The following is an 18,612-nucleotide window of genomic DNA, read 5'->3' as shown; positions in this document are numbered from 1 at the left end:
GGCCCGCACCGCCGTCCGGCGATGCGGGCCTTCGCACGCGAAGTCATGATCTTGGCGTGCGTGACTTCTCCGGCCCCTGGGGAGAACGGCCTTCCGCCTCCCGCCTCCCGGCCGAGGTGGACGGGCGCCGAGCCCGGACCGTTCCGAACGGCGAGACCACCGGAGGAGAGCGATTCGCCCGCCGGATAAAACACGGCGGTAGCCTCACCGGCCATGATGGTGCCATGGATCTCGACAAGGCACGTAACTTCATCCGCGACAACCACCGCGCGGTCCTGCTGACCCGGCACGCCGACGGGCGGCCGCAGATGTCTCCCGTCACCGTCGGGCTGGACGGCGAGGGGCACGCGATCGTCAGCACCCGGGAGACCGCCGCGAAGGTCCGCAACCTCCGCAGGGACCCCCAGGTGGCGCTCTGCGTGACGACTGACGCCTTCTACGGCGAGTGGATCCAGATCGAGGGCACCGCGGAGGTCGTCTCGCTGCCCGAGGCGATGGAACCGCTGGTGAGCTACTACCGCGACATCTCCGGCGAGCATCCCGACTGGGACGACTACCGGGCGGCCATGGAGCGGGACCGGCGGGTGATCCTGAGAATCGAGCTCACCCGGGCCGGCCCCGACGTCCACGGATGACTAGCTGAGGCGTTCCAGGACCATGGCCATGCCCTGACCGCCGCCCACGCACATGGTCTCCAGGCCGATCGACCGGTCGTGGAACCGGAGGCTGTTGATCAGCGTGGAGGTGATCCGGGCACCGGTCATGCCGAACGGGTGGCCCACCGCGATGGCGCCGCCGTTGACGTTGAGCCGGTCGAGGTCGATGCCGAGATCCTGGTAGGACGGGATGACCTGGGCGGCAAAGGCCTCGTTGATCTCGACGAGGTCCACGTCGCCGATCGACATGCCCGCCCGCGCCAGGGCCTGCCTGGAGGCCTCGACCGGGCCCAGGCCCATGATCTCGGGGGACAGGCCGGTCACGCCGGTGGAGACGATCCGGGCGATGGGGGTGATGCCCAGCTCGGCGGCCCTGGTGTCGCTCATCACGATCACCGCGGCGGCGCCGTCGTTCAGCGCGCAGCAGTTGCCGGCGGTGACCGTCCCGTCCGGCCGGAAGACCGGCTTGAGCTGGGAGACCGCGTCGTAGGTGGTGCCCGCGCGGGGACCGTCGTCCTTGCTGACCACGGTCCCGTCGGGCAGGGTGACCGGGGTGATGTCGGTCTCCCAGAAGCCGTTGGCGATCGCCTTCTCGGCCAGGTTCTGGGACCGGACGCCGAACTCGTCCTGTTCCCGGCGGGAGACGCCCTTCAGCCCGGCGAGGTTCTCCGCGGTCTGGCCCATCGCGATGTAGACATCGGGCACGGCGCCGTCCTCGCGCGGGTCGTGCCAGACCTCGCCACCGCCCTCGGCGGCCTTGGCCGAACGGCCGCGGGCCTCGTCGAACAGCGTGTTCTGCGTGTCGGGCAGCGAGTCGGAGTTGCCCTTGGCGAAGCGGGAGACGCACTCCACGCCCGCCGAGACGAACACGTCGCCCTCGCCCGCCCTGATCGCGTGCAGCGCCATCCTGGTGGTCTGCAGCGAGGACGAGCAGTAGCGGGTGACGGTGGTGCCGGGCACGGTGTCCAGCCCGAGCAGCGTGGAGACCACGCGGGCCATGTTGAACCCCTGCTCGCCGCCCGGCAGGCCGCAGCCCAGCATCAGGTCGTCGATGGTGGCGGGGTCGAGCTGGGGGACCTTGGCCAGCGCGGCCCTGATCATCTGTGCGGTCAGGTCGTCGGGACGGATGTCCTTGAGGGATCCCTTGAAGGCGCGTCCGATCGGCGAGCGCGCGGTTGCGACGATGACTGCCTCGGGCATGTGGCTCTCCTGGGTTGGTTGGCTGCTCCTCATGCGGAGGTTACCGCGCAGTAGCGCAGATGCCACGACCCGGGGCGGAATGAAACAGAACTTTGTACGGCGCGCACAAGGGGCCCTGCCCGGAGGCGGGCCCCTGCCCCTCTCCCGGCAGGTGTGGTCGGCCGCACCTGCCGGGAAAGGGACGCGGGGCACGGGAGGACGGCCGCAGGTGTCCGGGTCAGCCGTACATGCCCGGAGAGGTGCCGGTGCCGTCCTTGATCCCGTGCAGGCCGCCCCGCTCGTCGCGCCATGTCCGCCAGCCGTCCTGGCCGCCGGTGAACCAGGCGGGCGGGGCGTCGGAGCCGGCGACCTTCCTGCCCTCGGCCAGCTCGAACTCGCACAGCGAGGCGACCGAGTAGAAGCCCGGACTCTGGCCCTTGAGCGGGAGAGGCTTGGGATCGGTGACGCAGAAGGACCAGCCCCGCTCGCCCTTGATCTCGGCGTTCTGGCCGGTGGTCAGGTCGAAGGCGCTGCCGGGCTTGCCGGGCTTGAGGAAGCCGAGCTTCTCCATCCGGTCGGGGAAGGCCAGCCACCAGCCCGAGTCGGGGACCTGGGTGGCGGGGATCTGGCCGAGGACCCGGCCGCTCTCGGCGTCCAGCCGGGCGAAGCCGCCGTACTGGCCCTGCTGGTCGACCGGGCGGACCACCGGTGCGAACCCGGGGCTGCCACTGGGGTAGACGCGCACGACCGAGGGACGTATCCAGTTGACCGTGCCGTCGGCGAGCTTGAGGGAGAACAGGCCGAAGGAGGAGACCTTCTTCGTCTGCGGGTTGGTGTAGGGGGCGACGTAGCCGATGAGGTTGTCGGCCGTCGCGCCGAACGACCAGCCGCCCGACATGTCGACCCCCGCGCCGAGGGGCTGCTCGACCGGCAGCCGCCAGCCGGCCTTGCCGGTCCTCAGGTCGTAGGCCTCCAGGACCGGGTGCCGGGCCAGGCGCAGGAACACGACGCGGGAGGCGTCGGACCACTCGACCTCGGCGATGCCGGGGAGCTTCCACATCAGCTCGCCGGTGGCGGGGTCGAGCACGACGACCCGCGCCGTGGCCAGGGCGGTCTGTTCGGACATGCACACGAACGCCCCGCACCTCTGCGGGCCGAACGTGGAGTGCACCGGGCGGGTCCACTTCTGCGCCCCGGTCCTCGCGTCGCGGGCGATGAGCGTGGCGTTCCAGCGGCCCTGTCTGGTGGGGTCGACGGCCACCGCGACGGCCTGGCCCCCGCCGGTCTCGACGATCGCCGGAGCCGGGACCCCCATCCCCGGCAGGCGGCCCGCCATGGCCGCGGGATGGGCCCACAGCTTCTTGCCCGAGGAGAGGTCGACGGCCACCGTCTCCAGCGCGCCGTCGGGCTTCATGGAGGTCGTCATGGCCACGCCACCGGCGGCGGTGGTGCGGCTGACCGCGTTCACCTCGGTGTTGTGCCAGGTGGGATGGGCCGGTGTGGCCGCTTCACTGCCGGAGCAGCCAGCCAGGGCCAGGGCTCCGGCGAGCACCAGTGCCGGTTTCGCGTGGGGCCAGATCACGGGCATTCCACTCCAATGGGGGCGAGACGTCACGACTTCGCCGCGGAGGGTAACCGTGTTCAGGCATTATGAGGCGGCGCCCCGGGCCTCCGGCGGAACATCGTCACCCACCGTCCGTGGGGTCCGGTTGCTCGGCCGGCGACGCGAGTCGCGGACACCTCGGTGCCGGGTTCCTCCGCGGCCATAGCCGCCGCGAGGTAGATCGACTCACTGCGCTGGCGCCGTGGTTCGGGCCACAGTCCCAGCGCACTGCCTACAGAAGGTAGCACCGCGTAAGCAACCTGTAGATAACCTTGGACAGATGGATGGAAACGATCCGGTCCGAACATTTCGCCCGGGTTTGCAGTGAATTCCTCCCCCAGCAGGTCGGCGAAGGCCACCGTCCGCCCGCCCGCCTCGACCACGGCCACCGTCTGCGCGGCGGCGAGCTGACGGCTCCAGCGCCGGGTCACCCAGCGCAGCGGCTGCACGATCGGCCGGACCGTGCCGAGGTCGGGACAGGTGCCCACGACCACCTCGGCCCCGGCCTCGCGCAGCCGCCGCACCGCCTTCTGCAGATGCCGTACGGCCTGCGCGGGCAGCGTCTGCGTGGTGACGTCGTTGGCGCCGATGAAGATGACCGCGATCTCGGGCATGGCGTCGAGCGCCAGGTCCACCTGGTCGGCGAGCTCGACGGAGGCCGCCCCGGACTTGCCGAGCACGGTCAGGCGCACCGGACGCTCGGCGACGACGGACAGGCCCGAGGCGATCAGCACGGCCGGGGTCTCCGCGGGGTCGTTGGTGCCCAGGCCGACCGAGGTGGAGTCGCCGAGCATGACCATCCGGATCGGCTCGCCGTCGAAGTCGCCGTAGACCCCGTCCGACGGAGGCCCCTCCATACCGTGCGGGCGGCCGACGATCCGGCGGGCCAGCAGGGCCTCGGCCAGCAGCAGCCCGTAGGTGGCCGCGCCGAGCGCGGTGATCCCGCCTCCGCCCACGGCCGCGGCGGCCGCGATGCGCCGGGCGGTCCGTACCGCCCCCGGTGTCCAGGTCACGTGGCGTTGCTCCCTCGATACGGCGCGGCGGTAGCGTTGCCTTGAAAAGTAACCGAGTCCCGTCCACCCCCAGGGGACCCGGGCGTTCAACACAACAAGCTGACAAAGCTTTGGTATTTCGAGGTGATCATCCGGTGCGCGTACATGATTCACTCGTGGAGCTGATGGGCAACACTCCACTCGTCCGGCTGCACAAGGTGACGGCGGGGCTGCCGGCTCAAGTGCTGGCCAAGGTGGAGTATTTCAATCCTGGCGGCTCGGTGAAAGACCGGATCGCGGTGCGGATGATCGATGCCGCCGAGAAGTCGGGCGCGCTGCGCCCCGGCGGCACGATCGTGGAGCCCACGTCGGGCAACACCGGGATCGGGCTGGCCATCGTGGCCCAGCAGCGGGGCTACAAGTGCCTGTTCGTGGTGCCCGACAAGGTCGCCCAGGACAAGATCGCGGTCCTGCGCGCCTACGGAGCGGAGGTCGTGGTCTGCCCGACCGCGGTCTCTCCCGACCACCCGAGCTCCTACTACTCCGTCTCCGACCGGCTGGCCCGGGAGACGCCGAACGCCTGGAAGCCGGACCAGTACTCCAACCCGAACAACCCCGACAGCCACTACCACTCCACCGGCCCGGAGCTCTGGGAGCAGACCGAGGGCCGGATCACCCACTTCGTGGCGGGCGTCGGCACGGGCGGCACGATCAGCGGCGCCGGCCGCTACCTCAAGGAGGTCTCCGGCGGCCGGGTGAAGGTCATCGGAGCGGACCCGGAGGGTTCGGTCTACTCCGGCGGCAGCGGGCGGCCCTACCTGGTGGAGGGCGTCGGCGAGGACATCTGGCCGGCCACCTACGACACCGCGATCTGCGACGAGATCATCGCCGTCTCCGACAAGGACTCCTTCGGCATGACCCGCCGCCTGGCCCGCGAGGAGGCGCTGCTGGTGGGCGGCTCCTGCGGCATGGCGGTGGTCGCGGCGCTGCGCGTGGCCAAGCAGGCCGGCCCGGACGACGTGGTCGTGGTGCTGCTGCCCGACGGCGGCCGGGGCTACCTGTCGAAGATCTTCAACGACGACTGGATGGCCGACTACGGCTTCCTGACCACCTCCAGCGACGAGGGCCTGGTCAAGGACGTGCTGACCCGCAAGGGCTCCGGCATGCCGGAGTTCGTGCACACCCACCCGCACGAGTCGGTGGACACGGCCATCTCCATCATGCGGGAGTACGGCGTGTCGCAGCTTCCGGTGATGAAGGAGGAGCCGCCGGTCATGGCCGCCGAGGTGGTCGGCTCGATCCTGGAGCGCGACCTGCTCGACGCCCTCTACCGCGGCCGGGTGCGGGCGACCGACCCGCTGGCCGACCACATGTCCCAGCCGCTGCCCATGATCGGTGCGGGCGAGCCGGTCTCCATCGCGGTCGAGGCGCTGGAGAAGGCCGACGCCGCGGTCGTCCTCGACGACGGCAAGCCCGTCGGCCTGGTCACCCGTCAGGACCTGCTGGCCTTCCTCGCCAACCACTAGCCGCCTCCCTCACCGGCCGCCGGTCGAAAGACCGGAAGATCGAAAGGCCGGTGGGCCGGAGGCCGGTGGGTCGTAAGGCCGGAAGCCGGAAAGCCGGTGAGCCGGAAGGCCGGTGGGCCGCCGGTCGGCAGGTCAGACGGCGAACTCCGCCAGCACCTCCCAGGCACCCTCCGGGGTGGGGCCGGCGACAAGACGGCCGCCGAGCGCCTCGACGCGCTCGGCCATGCCCACCAGGCCGAATCCGCCGCCCAGGCGGGAGACCCTGACGTCGGCCGCCGAGCCGTAGTTGCGCACGCGCAGCCGTACCGTGCCCATCGCGCGGCCCGGCGGGTTCCGCGGGGTCTGCCTGCCGTTCGAGGCGCGCCGGTCGGGCCCGTCCTGCCCGCCGGAGCCGGCGAAGAGCCGCAGGTCCGCCTCCACCCAGCCGGCGCCCGGGGCGTGCCGGCGGACATTGGTCAGGGATTCCTGCAGGACCCGGTGGAGGGTGGTCATCACCTCCGGGGCCAGGGTCTCGTCGGTGATGCCCTGGCCGATGTCGAAGGCGACCCTGGGGCCGCCGGCGGAGAAGCGCTCCACCATGATCCGCATGTCCGCGAGCCTGCTGCCGGGGGTCCGGGCGGCCTCGTCCTCCGCCCGCAGCACGCTCACCAGGCGGCGCATCGAGGTCAGCGCGTCGGCGCCGGCGTTGGCGATCGCCTCCAGCGAGGGGACCACGGCCTCCGGCTTCTGTTCGGCGACGATCTTGGCTGCCTGCGCCTGGACGACGATCCCGGTGATGTGATGGGCGACCAGGTCGTGCAGCTCCCTGGCGAGCTCCAGGCGTTCGGCCCGCCGTACGAAGCTCACCGCCTCCTTGCGGCGCTCCAGCTGGAAGCGGAGATAGGCGCCGACCGCGGCGGCGAAGGACCAGCCGACGAAGACGAGGAAGCCCATGCCGAGGGCCATGTTGCCCTGGGGAAGGCGCCCCGCCGCGGTCTCCAGCACGATCATCGACGCCACGGAGAACAGCGCGGCCCGCCTGATCGGCTCGATCCAGCGCAGCCCGCCGATGGTCAGGATCAGCAGCGATCCCGTCTCGGCCAGACCCGGCCCCCCTCGGACCCCGACGATCCCTATGACCAGGGTGAAGACGAACGACGTCACCAGCAGGACGGCGAACCCGCCGACCCGCCGGGTGCGGCGCCACAGCACGGCCAGGACGCCGACGACGCCGCACAGGGCATTCAGCCACGCCGTCCATTCGTCGTTCGACGCCGCGATCGCGAGGTCGATCAGAAGCAGCAGGGAGAGCCAGCCGATGAGCGCGAACTCGCTGAGCCGTTGGATCCAGTAGACGACGCGATGTGTTTCTCCCACGGCCCCTGAGCCTAGGCCGCATGGCTGACATGAAATATCAGCCGTTCGGCTGATCGGTGCCTCCGCGAACCGATCCTTCAGCGGAGGCGGGGCGGGGTGCCCGCCGCCGATGCTTGAGGTGTCGAAGAGGAGAGGGAAATGACCGTCATCGGGATCGTGTTGCTGGCCGTCGGACTCGTGGTCGCGGTGTCTCTGACACTCGCGGACCCCGCCCTGCTGTCGCGTATCAACGGGGAGCCCGCCGAGGGCGCCAGCGGCCGCCACATCCAGGCCCCGCCGGTGAGCGCGGGCGGGGAGGTCGTGCGGCTGCGGCCGCGCCTCGTGGAGGACCGCGAGCCTCGGGCGGCCTGAGGGGTGACGTGCGGTCCCGTGATCGTCGTCGTGACGTACGGTCGTGTGGCGTGCCGTCCCCCGATCGCCGTCGTGAGGAGCTGTCGGGTAACCGCCGTCGTACGGCGTGCGGCCCCGTCATGCTGCCGCATGGCTTCGGTGCTTTTGCGAGTAGCGTTGGCCGTATGAGTGAAGGATTCGAGACGCTTGCCATCCACGCAGGTCAGGAGCCCGACCCCCACACCGGGGCCGTCGTTCCTCCGATCTACGCGGTGTCGACGTACAAGCAGGACGGCGTGGGCGGGCTGCGCGCCGGATATGAGTACAGCCGGTCGGCCAACCCGACCAGGACCGCACTGGAGGAGGCGATGGCCGCCGTCGAGGGCGGCACCCGGGGGCTTGCCTTCGCCTCCGGCCTGGCGGCCGAGGACGCCGTGCTCCGCACGGTCTGCAAGCCCGATGACCACGTCATCATCCCGAACGACGCCTACGGCGGCACCTACCGGCTGTTCTCCAAGGTCCACGCGCGCTGGGGGCTGCACTACGACCCGGCGCCGCTCGGCGACCTGCGCGCCGTCGCGGCCGCCATGACCCAGAAGACCAGGATCGTCTGGGTGGAGACGCCCACCAACCCGCTGCTCGGCATCGCGGACATCGCGGCCCTGGCCCAGCTCGCGCACGACAACGGCGCCCTGCTGGTGGTCGACAACACCTTCGCTTCGCCCTACCTCCAGCAGCCGCTGTCGCTGGGCGCCGACATCGTGGTGCACTCCACCACCAAGTACGTGGGCGGCCACTCCGACGTGGTCGGCGGCGCGCTCGTCACGGGCGACGCCGAGCTGGGCGCGGAGCTCGCCTTCCACCAGAACGCGATGGGCGCGGTGGCGGGGCCGTTCGACGCGTGGCTGACGCTGCGCGGTCTCAAGACGCTCGGGGTGCGGATGGACCGCCACTGCGACAACGCCGAGCGCGTGGTCGACCTCCTGCTCGCCCACCCGCGGGTGACCTCGGTGCTCTACCCGGGAATGCCCGACCACCCCGGCCACGAGGTCGCGGCCAAGCAGATGAGGCGCTTCGGCGGCATGGTCTCCTTCCGGGTGGCCGGCGGGGAGGCCGAGGCGGTCGAGGTGTGCAACCGGGCCAAGCTGTTCACCTTGGGCGAGTCGCTCGGCGGTGTCGAGTCGCTGATCGAGCACCCCGGCCGGATGACGCACGCCTCGGCGGCGGGCTCGCCGCTGGAGGTCCCCGGAGACCTGGTCCGCCTGTCGGTCGGCATCGAGTCGATCGACGACCTGCTCGCCGACCTGAGCCAGGCGCTGGGCTAGCGGCTCCCGCCGCCCGGCACGGGCCGCCCGGCAGCGGGGTGATCGGTCACGCCGACCCGGGGGCGGCCCGTGCCGGTATGACCGGGGCGACGGGCCGCGCCGACACGGGTCACGTCAGCACGGGTCACGCAGGCACGGGCCGCATCGGTACGGGGCTCATCAGTACGGGGCTCATCAGTACGGGTCGCCCCAGACCATCAGCACCAGGATGACCAGCCAGATCAGGGTCATGATGCCGGAGAGCGCGGCGATCCGCCCGGTCTGCACCTTCGCGTCGTCGTCCGGGTTCTCGTTGCTGAGGACCCGGATGGCGGTGATCTGGTCCCGGTCCACGATGACCAGGAGCACCGCGGCGACGATGAACAGGGTCATGGAGATCGACAAATAGGGTTTGCCCAGGTATTCGCGGCCCAGCAGCAGGCCGAACAGGAACACGCCGATGGCCGCGATGGCGTAGACGCGCGTGGTCTTGTGCAGGTAGCGCAGGACGTTGACGTCCTTGGCGCGGATGAACCTGGGAGTGGACATGGTGGCTGCGGTGACCGGCCCCAGGGCGAAGATCGCGAAACCGATGTGCAGCCAGAGCAACAGGTCTGTCATGCGCCAGACATTAGCCCCCGGTGATCTCGGCTGGGTATGGCGCGCGCAAGTTCTCCGGATGTCTCCGCGCCCTCTCCGGATGTCTCCGTGTCCGGAGAGGGATCCCGGTCACTCCGTGCCGGGGACGTCCCGCCCGCCGCGGGTGGCGGGAACTGCCTGTCGCGGGTGCGTGAAAGCATGCACAGCTCGTAACACACGCCGGCGACCAGCGTCAGCGCCACGAGAATCGCCGCGACCATCGGACCGCCTCACTTCCGTTCACTGACGGCGTCTGCCGTCAGTGAGAGAGACAGAGCGGACGGATAAGTGGTTGTCACGAAAACATCACATTGTGGATGTCATGGCTTTCGGGCCGCGTGCGATGGTAGATCTTCGCATTTCGGCCCTGAGCACCCCGGCGGAGTGAGTAGGATCACTGGCGAGCTCGTTCCCGTGTGATGGGACCTTCGGTGGTGAGATCGCGGTCGTGCCGGGCGAGCATTGAACCGGATCGTGCACGACGGCACAAGGGAGTGCCCGCTGTGGGTGTGAGACATGTCGAGCCGTACACCGAGGAGTGGCTGAGGCAGCCGGCTCTCTACGTGAGCCGCGTCGTCGAGGCGCTGGGCGCCGAGGCCACCGACTGGTGGGAGGGGCCCTGCGACCCGCGCGCCGTCACCATCCTCCTGACCGGCGGCGACGCGCTGGTGTGGGACGAGGAGAGCGGCTGGCGCCGCGGCCGTTACGTGTCCGGCGACCGTGAGTTCTGCACGGTGCTCGCCGAGGCCCGCTATCTCGGCGGTGGTCTGCTGCTCCGTCCGGAGCGGGTCCCCTCCGCCATCGCCGACGCCCGGGCGGGCGTCGGCAACAGCACGGCCTGGCGGCCCTGCTACCGCTCCTACCGCCACTACCGCGACGGCTTCGACCTCGCGCTCAACGGCTACCACGTCTACGCCGAAGCGTGAGATGAGGCCGTCCTGCGGTGTTCCCGCCGCAGAGTCCGTCCGGAGCCGCCGCGCCCTGACCGGCCTGCGGTCAGCGCGCCCGGCGGGTCCGCAGGAAGTCGCTGACGACGTATTCGCCCAGCCGGTCGGCGCTGGAGGAGAACACCCGGCCGCCGTTGCGCCGGGCGACCTCGTTCACGAACTCCTTCAGCCGCTCGTCCTCGGCGAGCATGAACACGTTGAGCGTCGCCCGGCGCCGGGTCATCTTGTCGACCTCGGCGAGCGTCAGCTCCAGCGTCTCCTGCGTGGGCGGCCACTCGAAGGCCGCTGAGCCGTTGCGCCGCAGGTGGGCGGTCGGTTCGCCGTCGGTGACCACGAGCACGACCGGTTCGAAGTCGGGGTGGCGGTCCAGGTGGCGGCCCGCGATCAGCAGGGCGTGGTGCAGGTTCGTGCCCTGGACCATGTCCCACTCCAGCCCGGCCAGCTCGTCGGGCTGCAGGACGCGGGCGTAGTTGGAGAAGCCGATGATCTGTACCGAGTCCTGGGGGAACTTCGAGGAGACGAGCGCCTGCAGGGCCATCGCGGTCTGCTTGGCCGCGGCCCAGGTGCCGCGCAGGGCCATCGAGTAGGACAGGTCCACCAGCAGGCACACCGCCGCGGCCGTGCGCCGCTCGGTCTCCGCCACCTCGAAGTCGTCGACCGACAGGGTGACCGCGCCGCCCCCGCCGCGCCGTACGCCGTTGACCACCGTGCGCACCACGTCGATGGGCTGCTCGTCGCCGAACCGCCAGGGCCGGGAAGAGCCGGTGAGCTCCCCGGCGGCGCCGGCGTCGACCTGGTCGTGGTCGCCGCGGCGGCCCGACTCGAGCGAGGCGAAGACGCGTCGCAGGGCGGTCTCGCCGAGGCGGCGGACGGCCTTGGGGGTGAGCTCCAGCTTGCCCCGCTGGCGGCGGAGGTATCCCTGCTGCTCCAGCTCCCGCTCGATCTGCCGGAGTGCCTCCAGGTCGTCGACGGCCGCGCGGCCCAGCGCGCGGCGGATCGCCCCCTCGTCGATATCGTCCAGCCGCGCGCCGGGGTAGTCCTGGCGGAGCGCGGCCTCCAGCTGGGTCAGGTCGGCGAGCTCGTCGAGGGCCGTCACCGCGTCGCCCATCCCCATGGGGTCGTCGCCGGTCAGCCGTTCCGGGGTGTTCCAGGCGAGGTCGGGGCGGCGGGAGTAGAGCGACTCGCCCAGGCGGCGCATCTGCTCGCCCATCCCGGCCTGCTCCAGCGTCTGGTTGATCAGCGCGTTGAGCTCCTCACGCTGGCGGGGGGTGAGCGAGGCCAGCAGGCGCTGGGTCGCGGCGGCCCGGCGCGCGAGGGTGTCGACCAGCTCCTCCAGGTTCCGCGGCGACTCCGGGAACATGTCTCCATATTTCGACATGAAATTCTCGAAGTCATCCTGCGTGTGCTCACCCCGGGCGTCCCGGTCGAGCATGTCGTTCAGCTCGGACATCATCTCCCGGACCCGCTCCATCGCGGCGGGGTCGGGGTTGGCCAGTGCCTCCCGCATGCCGCGGAACTGGCTGTCGAGCACCTCCCTGCGCAGCAGGTCGCGCAGCTCCTCGAAGGTCTGCCGGGCGGCGGCCGAGCGCCACTGGTAGGTGCTCAGCTCCTGGATCGCGCTCGCCGTGTCGTCGGGGAGGCCGTCGAGCTCCGACTCGCGCAGCCGGGCGTCGTCCGACGGGTCGGGGAACAGCTCGCTCCGCTCCTGGCCGATCGCCTTGTCCAGCAGAGCCCTGGCCCGCTCCAGCGTGCCATCGAGCCGGCCGCGCTCACGCAGCTCGCGCCGGCGCCGCCGTACCTCGCGGAGCAGATCGTCGAGCCCGCGCCGGTCCTGTGCCCCCGGCAGACCCTGCTTGAGCAGGTCACGCAGGGCGTGGCCGGGGTTGGATCCGGACAGGACGGCGTCGCCCATCTGGTCGAGCGCCGAACGGACGTCGTACGGCGGGGCGAGCGGGTCGGGCCCGTCCCGGTATTCGCCATAGCGATAGCTCATGCTGACACCTCAGGTGCGGTAGACCGCCGTGCCGTCCACTTCGTCCTTGGACAGGCGGCGCAGGAGGTAGAGCCCCTCCAGGGCGAACTCCAGCGCGGCCGCGGCGTGTCCCGGGGACTCGTCGCCGATGCCGAGCCTCGACATGATCTTGGCCAGGCCGGGCACCGGGCCGATCCTGCGCAGCAGCTCCGCGGCGGGGATCATGGGCCCGGACTCGACCTGGACGCCCTCGGAGAACCGCTCCAGCAGCGCGTTCAGGTCCGCGCCCCCGAGCGTGCCCCGGAACGTCTCGGCCACGGCCCGGCGGAGCAGGTGGGCGAGGACCTCGGTCTCCCGGCCCTCCTCGCTGACCTCGAACTCCACCTTGCCGCGCAGCGTGTGCACGATGCCCGGCAGGTCGGCCACCCGGGTGACCGCGTGCTCCTCGCCGGTCAGGGCCGCACGCCGTACGGCGGAGGCCGCGGCGGTCTCGGCCGCGGCGATGGAGAAGCGGGCCGACACCCCGGAACGGGCGTCGACCGCCGTGGACTCGCGGACCAGCCGGGTGAAGCGGGCGATCACCTCGACCAGGTGCTCGGGGAGGTCGGCGCCCACCTGGTCGAGTGCCGCCTCCTGGCGGATGAGCGTGAGCTCGGCCTCGATCGAGAGCGGATAGTGGGTGCGGATCTCGGCGCCGAAGCGGTCCTTCAGCGGAGTGATGATCCGGCCGCGGTTGGTGTAGTCCTCGGGGTTGGCGCTGGCGATCAGCAGGATGTCCAGCGGAAGCCGCAGGTTGTAGCCGCGGACCTGGATGTCGCGCTCCTCCAGCACGTTGAGCAGCGACACCTGGATCCGCTCGGCCAGGTCGGGCAGCTCGTTGACGGAGAAGACACCCCGGTTGCTCCGCGGGACCAGGCCGTAGTGGACGGTCTCCGGGTCGCCGAGCGTGCGCCCTTCCGCGATCTTGATCGGGTCGATGTCGCCGATCAGGTCGCCGACGGAGGTGTCGGGAGTGGCGAGCTTCTCGCCGTACCGCTCGTTGCGGTGCTTCCAGGAGATCGGCAGCTCCTCGCCCGTCTCGCCGGCCAGACGGCGGCAGCGGACGCAGGAGGGCTCGTAGGGGTGGTCGTTGATCTCGCAGCCGTCGACGACGGGCGTCCACTCGTCGAGCAGGCCGGTGACGGTGCGGATGAGCCGGGTCTTGCCCTGGCCGCGCTCGCCCAGCAGGACCAGGTCGTGCCCGGCGAGCAGGGCTCGTTCCAGATGCGGGAGGACGGTGTCGTCGAAGCCCACGATGCCGGGGAACCGCGGCTCTCCGGCCCTGAGGCGGGCCAGGAGGTTCTCACGGATCTCGGCCTTTACCGTACGGTGGATATGGCCGCTCGCGCGTAGCTCGCGCAGAGTACGTGGCTCTGGGATTTGAGGCACGAGATCGAGCCTACGTCCCCGGAGCCGAAACCGGCACTCTTATCCCGGTTTCGGATCTTGCTCATTGGGTGACGGTCGGTGCGCGTGCTTGTTCCCACAGTGGGGAGAATCGCTCCAGGACAAGGTTTCGGGGAAGAAGGAGAGGCGAGGCGAGTGGTGCTTCTGACAAGTCGTTTCGCCGACGGTCTCGCCGTGGGATCCGACCTGGTCACCAATGCCGAGACCGCGGTCCGCCAGGCCCTGTCAGGCCTGTCCGCACCGGCTGACCTGGTCTGTTTCTTCATCTGCGGCGAGGATCCCGACGACGTCTCCCGCGCGGGACTGCGCGTGATGAGCATGGCCTCCGGCGCCTCGGTGATCGGCTGCAGCGCCACCGGCGTGATCGGCGACGGCCAGGGGGTCGAGGTCACCCCTGCGGTCAGCGTCTGGGCCGCCACCCTGGAAGGCGCCCGGCTGACCACCTTCGCGCTGGACACGCTGCGGACCGATGACCGTTTCGTCGTGGTCGGCCTGCCCGAGCGCGGCCCCGACGACCACGCGGCCATCCTGCTCGCCGATCCCTACAGCTTCCCGACCGACGGCTTCGTCGAGCGCTCACAGGAGGTGCTGGGCGACCTCCCGCTGATCGGCGGGCTGGCCAACGCGATCCAGGGCCGGGGTGCGGTACGGCTGTTCGCCGACGGGGAGATCTACACCGAGGGCGCCGTCGGCGTGCTGCTCAGCGGCCCCGTCAACGTCAGCACCGTGGTCAGCCAGGGGTGCCGCCCCATCGGGCCGACGATGGCGGTCACCGCGGTCGAGGACAACCTGCTCCTCGAACTCGCCGGCCAGCCGGCCCTGGCCCGGCTGGAGGAGATCGTCAGCGCGCTGGACGAGGACGACCGGGACCTGGTCGCGTCGGGGCTGCAGATCGGCGTCGCCATGGACGAATACGCCGAGCGGCACGAGCGCGGTGACTTCCTGATCAGAGGGGTGCTCGGCATCGACCCCGAGCGGGAGGCCGTGGCCATCGGCGACGTCGTCGAGATCGGCCGCACCGTCCGCTTCCAGGTCCGCGACGCCGCCACCGCCGACGAGGACCTCTACGAGCTGCTCGACGCGCACCGCGAGGAGTTCGGCCGGGTGGACGGCGCCCTGCTGTTCTCCTGCAACGGCCGGGGCTCGGCCATGTTCGGCACCGCCGACCACGACGCGGTCGCGCTCCGCGACACGCTCGGCCCCATCAGCGTGGCCGGTTTCTTCGCCGCCGGGGAGGTCGGCCCGGTCGGCGGGCACAACCACGTGCACGGGTTCACCGCCTCTGTCCTGGTCTTCTCCTCCCATCCGACTGCGGATCGGCCTTACGATCACTAGATGTCCGGATCAGTGCTTGCTGTCGACATCGGCGGGACGAAGTTCGCCGTCGCCCTGGTGGACTCCGACGGGAACGTGCGGGCGGCCCGCCGGGCGGCGACGCCGCCGGGTGGCGACGCGCGGGCCCTGTGGAAAGCGCTCGGCGAGCTGGTCGACTCCCTGCTGGACGGTGCCGCGGCCGATGGTCTGATCGACGGCGACACCGCCGCGGGCGGCGTGGTCGACGGTGTCGGAATCGGCTGCGGCGGCCCGATGACCTGGCCGGAGGGGGCCGTCTCCCCGCTGAACATGCCGGGTTGGCGCGGCTTCCCGCTGCGGGCGAAACTCGCCGAGCGGTTCCCCGGCGTGCCGGTCCGCATCCACAACGACGCCGTCTGCCTGGCCGTCGCCGAGCACTGGCGGGGAGCCGGGCGGGGCAGCGCCAACATGCTCGGCATGGTCGTGTCCACGGGGGTGGGCGGCGGGCTGATCCTGGGCGACCGGCTGATCGACGGCGGCAGCGGCAACGCCGGGCACATCGGGCACATCGTGGTCGACCCCGAAGGGCCCCCCTGCGGCTGCGGCGGCCGGGGCTGCCTGGAGGCGATCGCCCGGGGCCCGGGGCTGGCCGCCTGGGCGGTGGAGCAGGGCTGGCATCCGGGCGCCGGGTCCGCTTACGTGGAGACGGCACTCGCCGGGTCCGCTTATGTGGAGGCGGCGGCGGCCAGCGGGCGGCAGCTCGCCCTGGACGCGGAGGCGGGCGACCAGATCGCCCTCGCCGCCATGCGCCGCGCCGGCCGGGCCCTGGGCCTGGCCATCGCCTCGGCCACGAACCTCTGCGACCTCGACGTCGTCACCATCGGCGGCGGCCTCTCCCAGGCCGGGCCGCTGCTGTTCGATCCGCTGGAGGCGGCTCTGCGGGACCACATCCGGATGGAGTTCGCCCGGCGGGTCCGGGTCGTCCCGGCCTCCCTCGGCCAGGACGCCGGCCTGGTCGGCGCCGCCGCCCTGATCCTCGCCGCCGACCGCTACTGGACCCACTGACGGCGCGTCCGCCCCCGTACGGCTCCGCCTCCTCGGCCCGCCTCGCCGTCCCTGGCCATGTCCCATGACTGCCCTGCCTCGGTGAGAGATCGTCAAGAGTTCAGCGCAGGGCGTCCACGGGTTCCATGCGGGCGGCTCGCAGGGACGGATAGAGGCCCGCGAGGAGGCCCACCAGGGCGCCGGCGACGGGAGCCGCCAGGGCGAGGCGGGCGTCGAGGACGGGGGTCCACTCCTTGGCGGCGGAGATGGCGACGACGGAGACCAGGCCGAGGCCGGCGCCGATCACGCCGCCCGTCATGCCGATCAGGGTGGACTCCAGCAGGAACTGGGCGGCGATGTGGCGGCGGGCGGCGCCCAGCGAGCGGCGCAGGCCGATCTCGGCGACGCGTTCCATCACGGTCACCAGCGTGACGTTGGCGATGCCGATCGCGCCGACCACCAGGGACACCAGGCCGAGGATCAGGAACAGGCCGTTGACGTCGTCCTGGACGCCGTCGCGGGCGCGCGTGGGACTGGGCGGGGCGATCACCTGGAGCTCGCCGGGATGGTTGGGGCTCAGCGCGACGGGGGCCTGACCGGCGATCAGGTCGGCGGCACCGAGGGTGGTGTTGACCAGGACGCGGGTGACGTTCTTCAGGCCGAAGTCGGCGCCGATCGTGGGCGGCACGATCACGGCGGTGGACAGGATCTGCTCGCGGCGCAGGTCGCCCAGGATGCCGATCACCGTGTAGGCGCGGTCCTCGATGAAGACGGCGGGGGCGCTCGTCAGCCGGGTGACGCCGAGCATCCTGGCGGCCTGGTCGCCGAGGACCACCACGCGGTCGCGGCGCTCGACGTGGCCGGCGTCGAAGAAGCGGCCCTCGGTCATCCGGCCGCGGACCGCCCGCGGGAGTTCGGGCCCGCCGGCCACCACGGCCAGGGTCTGGTTGGTGACCCTGGTCGGGTCCACCAGGGTGTTGGAGGCGACCTGGAGGTTGGAGCTCTCGTCGGTCTGGGCGAGCGCGGCGGCCGAGGTGACCCCGCGCAGCCGGGTGAGGGCGGCCGGGGCGTCCCAGGTGACCAGCGGGTCGGCCTTGTCGGGGACCTCGACGGTGATCGCGGTGGCGGTCAGCTCGTCGAACCGGCCGACGATCTGGTTCCCGGCGGTGGCGGCGACGCCCAGGGTGATGACCAGGGTGGTGATGCCGAGGACGGTGCCGAGCGTGGTCAGCGCGGAGCGGACGGGGCGGGCGAGCATGCCGGCGAGGGCCTCGGCCCAGAGATCGCGGATGTCCATGGTCACTCCTCCCGGAGGGGACGGAGCGCGCGGGACGCGACGGTCTCGTCATGGTGGACGGCCGCACTGTGGAGGGGACGGGGTGTACGGGACGTGATGGTCTCGTCATGGTGGACGGCCGCACTGTGGAGGGGGCGGGGTGTACGGGATGCGGTGGTCTCGTCATGGTGGACGGCCGCGCTGCGGAGGGGACGGGGGCGCATGATCACTCCTCGGTGAGGACGCCGTCGCTGATGCGGACCCGGCGGCCGGCGCGGGAGCTCACCGCGTCCTCGTGGGTGATGACCAGGAGGGTGAGCCCCTGGTCGCGGAGGCCGTCGAAGAGGTCGAGGACCGCTCCGGTGTTTTTGCTGTCGAGGTTGCCGGTGGGCTCGTCGCACAGCAGCAGCGACGGGCCGCCCATCAGCGCGCGGGCGATGGCCATCCGCTGGCGCTCGCCGCCGGACAGGCGGTCGGGCAGGAAGTCGAGGCGGTGGGTCATGCCCACCTTCTCCAGCGCCTCCTCGGCGCGGGCTCGCCGTCCCCGCCGGCCGTACCCGTTGACGGTCACGCCCGCCGGGGCGTCCACCGGCCCGTGCCCCGTCTTCCCCCGGCCCGCCGGCCCGTTCCAGGTGCTCCCGCGATCCGTCCTCCCGAGCCTCGGCCTTCCGAGCCCCGCCTTCTCCCGCCCGGCCCGGGCGCTCCGGCCGTAGACCTCGGCGAGCATGACGTTCTCCGCCACGGTCCGGTGGGCGAGCAGGTGGAAGGACTGGTAGATGAAACCGATCTTGCGCCCCCGCAGCCGGGTCCTGGCGCCGTCCCTCAGCGTGGTCGTCTCGATCCCGTCCAGCAGGTAGGAGCCCGAGGTGGGCCGGTCCAGCAGGCCCAGCGTGTTGAGCAGGGTGGACTTCCCGGACCCCGAGGGGCCCACGATGGCCACGTAGTCCCCCTGCCCGACACGCAGGCAGATCTTGGAGAGCGCGAGCACGGGCGGCTCCGTGGGGAACACCCGGCTGACCTCGTCCAGCCGGATGACATCGGGGGGCACG

The 18,612-nt window shown here is 71.5% G+C and carries 16 protein-coding genes; 7 read left to right on the top strand and 9 right to left on the bottom strand.

The annotated features are described in order from the left end of the window. The first annotated feature begins 224 nt into the window (after positions 1-224). Positions 225-635 carry a PPOX class F420-dependent oxidoreductase gene (locus BM085_RS28430; RefSeq protein ID WP_093889949.1) on the top strand — a complete coding sequence of 137 codons (411 nt, stop codon included), beginning with the start codon at positions 225-227 and terminating at the stop codon, positions 633-635. On the opposite strand, the gene BM085_RS28425 is transcribed toward BM085_RS28430, so the two are convergent. From BM085_RS28425 to BM085_RS28415, 3 genes are all read right to left on the bottom strand, one after another. Then, positions 636-1,856, bottom strand: a complete 1,221-nt coding sequence (locus BM085_RS28425) for an acetyl-CoA C-acetyltransferase (RefSeq protein WP_031163277.1) — start codon at positions 1,854-1,856, stop codon at positions 636-638. It lies immediately after the preceding gene. Positions 1,857-2,073: 217 nt separating this feature from the next. Continuing rightward, the gene (locus BM085_RS28420) at positions 2,074-3,423 is read right to left on the bottom strand and encodes an outer membrane protein assembly factor BamB family protein (protein ID WP_093889948.1); all 1,350 of its coding nucleotides are present in this window, start codon (positions 3,421-3,423) and stop codon (positions 2,074-2,076) included. 53 nt (positions 3,424-3,476) lie between these two features. Beyond that, positions 3,477-4,451: an SGNH/GDSL hydrolase family protein gene (locus BM085_RS28415; RefSeq protein ID WP_093889947.1), complete on the bottom strand. Its 975-nt coding sequence runs from the start codon at positions 4,449-4,451 to the stop codon at positions 3,477-3,479. 134 nt (positions 4,452-4,585) lie between these two features. Here BM085_RS28415 and BM085_RS28410 point away from each other — a divergent pair, with 134 nt between their 5' ends. Then, entirely contained in the window at positions 4,586-5,956 is a 1,371-nt protein-coding gene (locus BM085_RS28410; RefSeq protein ID WP_093889946.1) for a cystathionine beta-synthase, read from the top strand. A gap of 132 nt (positions 5,957-6,088) precedes the next feature. Here the strand turns inward: BM085_RS28410 and BM085_RS28405 are convergent, their stop codons facing one another. After that, positions 6,089-7,312, bottom strand: coding sequence for a sensor histidine kinase (locus BM085_RS28405; RefSeq protein WP_093889945.1), 1,224 nt, complete (start codon positions 7,310-7,312; stop codon positions 6,089-6,091). A 138-nt stretch (positions 7,313-7,450) separates the two neighbouring features. Here BM085_RS28405 and BM085_RS28400 point away from each other — a divergent pair, with 138 nt between their 5' ends. Both BM085_RS28400 and BM085_RS28395 read left to right on the top strand, forming a co-directional pair. Next, positions 7,451-7,663: a hypothetical protein gene (locus BM085_RS28400; RefSeq protein ID WP_093889944.1), complete on the top strand. Its 213-nt coding sequence runs from the start codon at positions 7,451-7,453 to the stop codon at positions 7,661-7,663. Positions 7,664-7,827: 164 nt separating this feature from the next. After that, entirely contained in the window at positions 7,828-8,967 is a 1,140-nt protein-coding gene (locus tag BM085_RS28395) for a cystathionine gamma-synthase (RefSeq protein ID WP_031163265.1), read from the top strand. A 174-nt stretch (positions 8,968-9,141) separates the two neighbouring features. Here BM085_RS28395 and BM085_RS28390 read toward each other — a convergent pair whose 3' ends face one another. Next, the gene (locus BM085_RS28390; protein ID WP_093889943.1) at positions 9,142-9,567 is read right to left on the bottom strand and encodes a hypothetical protein; all 426 of its coding nucleotides are present in this window, start codon (positions 9,565-9,567) and stop codon (positions 9,142-9,144) included. Positions 9,568-10,088: 521 nt separating this feature from the next. Here BM085_RS28390 and BM085_RS28385 point away from each other — a divergent pair. Further along, entirely contained in the window at positions 10,089-10,511 is a 423-nt protein-coding gene (locus BM085_RS28385; protein ID WP_093889942.1) for a DUF6292 family protein, read from the top strand. A 70-nt stretch (positions 10,512-10,581) separates the two neighbouring features. On the opposite strand, the gene BM085_RS28380 is transcribed toward BM085_RS28385, so the two are convergent. Then, complete coding sequence (locus tag BM085_RS28380; RefSeq protein ID WP_093889941.1) at positions 10,582-12,525, bottom strand: vWA domain-containing protein; 1,944 nt, start codon at positions 12,523-12,525, stop codon at positions 10,582-10,584. Positions 12,526-12,534: 9 nt separating this feature from the next. Then, positions 12,535-13,932 (bottom strand): sigma 54-interacting transcriptional regulator, encoded by a 1,398-nt coding sequence (locus BM085_RS28375; protein ID WP_093889940.1) that lies wholly within the window; start codon positions 13,930-13,932, stop codon positions 12,535-12,537. Positions 13,933-14,088: 156 nt separating this feature from the next. Here BM085_RS28375 and BM085_RS28370 point away from each other — a divergent pair, with 156 nt between their 5' ends. Then, on the top strand, positions 14,089-15,285 hold the full coding sequence (locus BM085_RS28370) for an FIST signal transduction protein (protein ID WP_093889995.1): 1,197 nt from the start codon (positions 14,089-14,091) through the stop codon (positions 15,283-15,285). Further along, on the top strand, positions 15,286-16,308 hold the full coding sequence (locus BM085_RS28365; protein WP_093889939.1) for an ROK family protein: 1,023 nt from the start codon (positions 15,286-15,288) through the stop codon (positions 16,306-16,308). A gap of 100 nt (positions 16,309-16,408) precedes the next feature. Here the strand turns inward: BM085_RS28365 and BM085_RS28360 are convergent, their stop codons facing one another. Together BM085_RS28360 and BM085_RS28350 are read right to left on the bottom strand one after the other, a co-directional pair. Beyond that, on the bottom strand, positions 16,409-17,584 hold the full coding sequence (locus BM085_RS28360) for an ABC transporter permease (RefSeq protein ID WP_093889938.1): 1,176 nt from the start codon (positions 17,582-17,584) through the stop codon (positions 16,409-16,411). A 205-nt stretch (positions 17,585-17,789) separates the two neighbouring features. After that, positions 17,790-18,611 (bottom strand): ABC transporter ATP-binding protein, encoded by an 822-nt coding sequence (locus BM085_RS28350; protein WP_245789749.1) that lies wholly within the window; start codon positions 18,609-18,611, stop codon positions 17,790-17,792. Position 18,612: the final 1 nt, after the last annotated feature.

Source organism: Streptosporangium canum, from assembly GCF_900113865.1.
Lineage (GTDB): Bacteria > Actinomycetota > Actinomycetes > Streptosporangiales > Streptosporangiaceae > Streptosporangium > Streptosporangium canum.
This window is presented reverse-complemented; position numbering and strand designations above follow the sequence as displayed.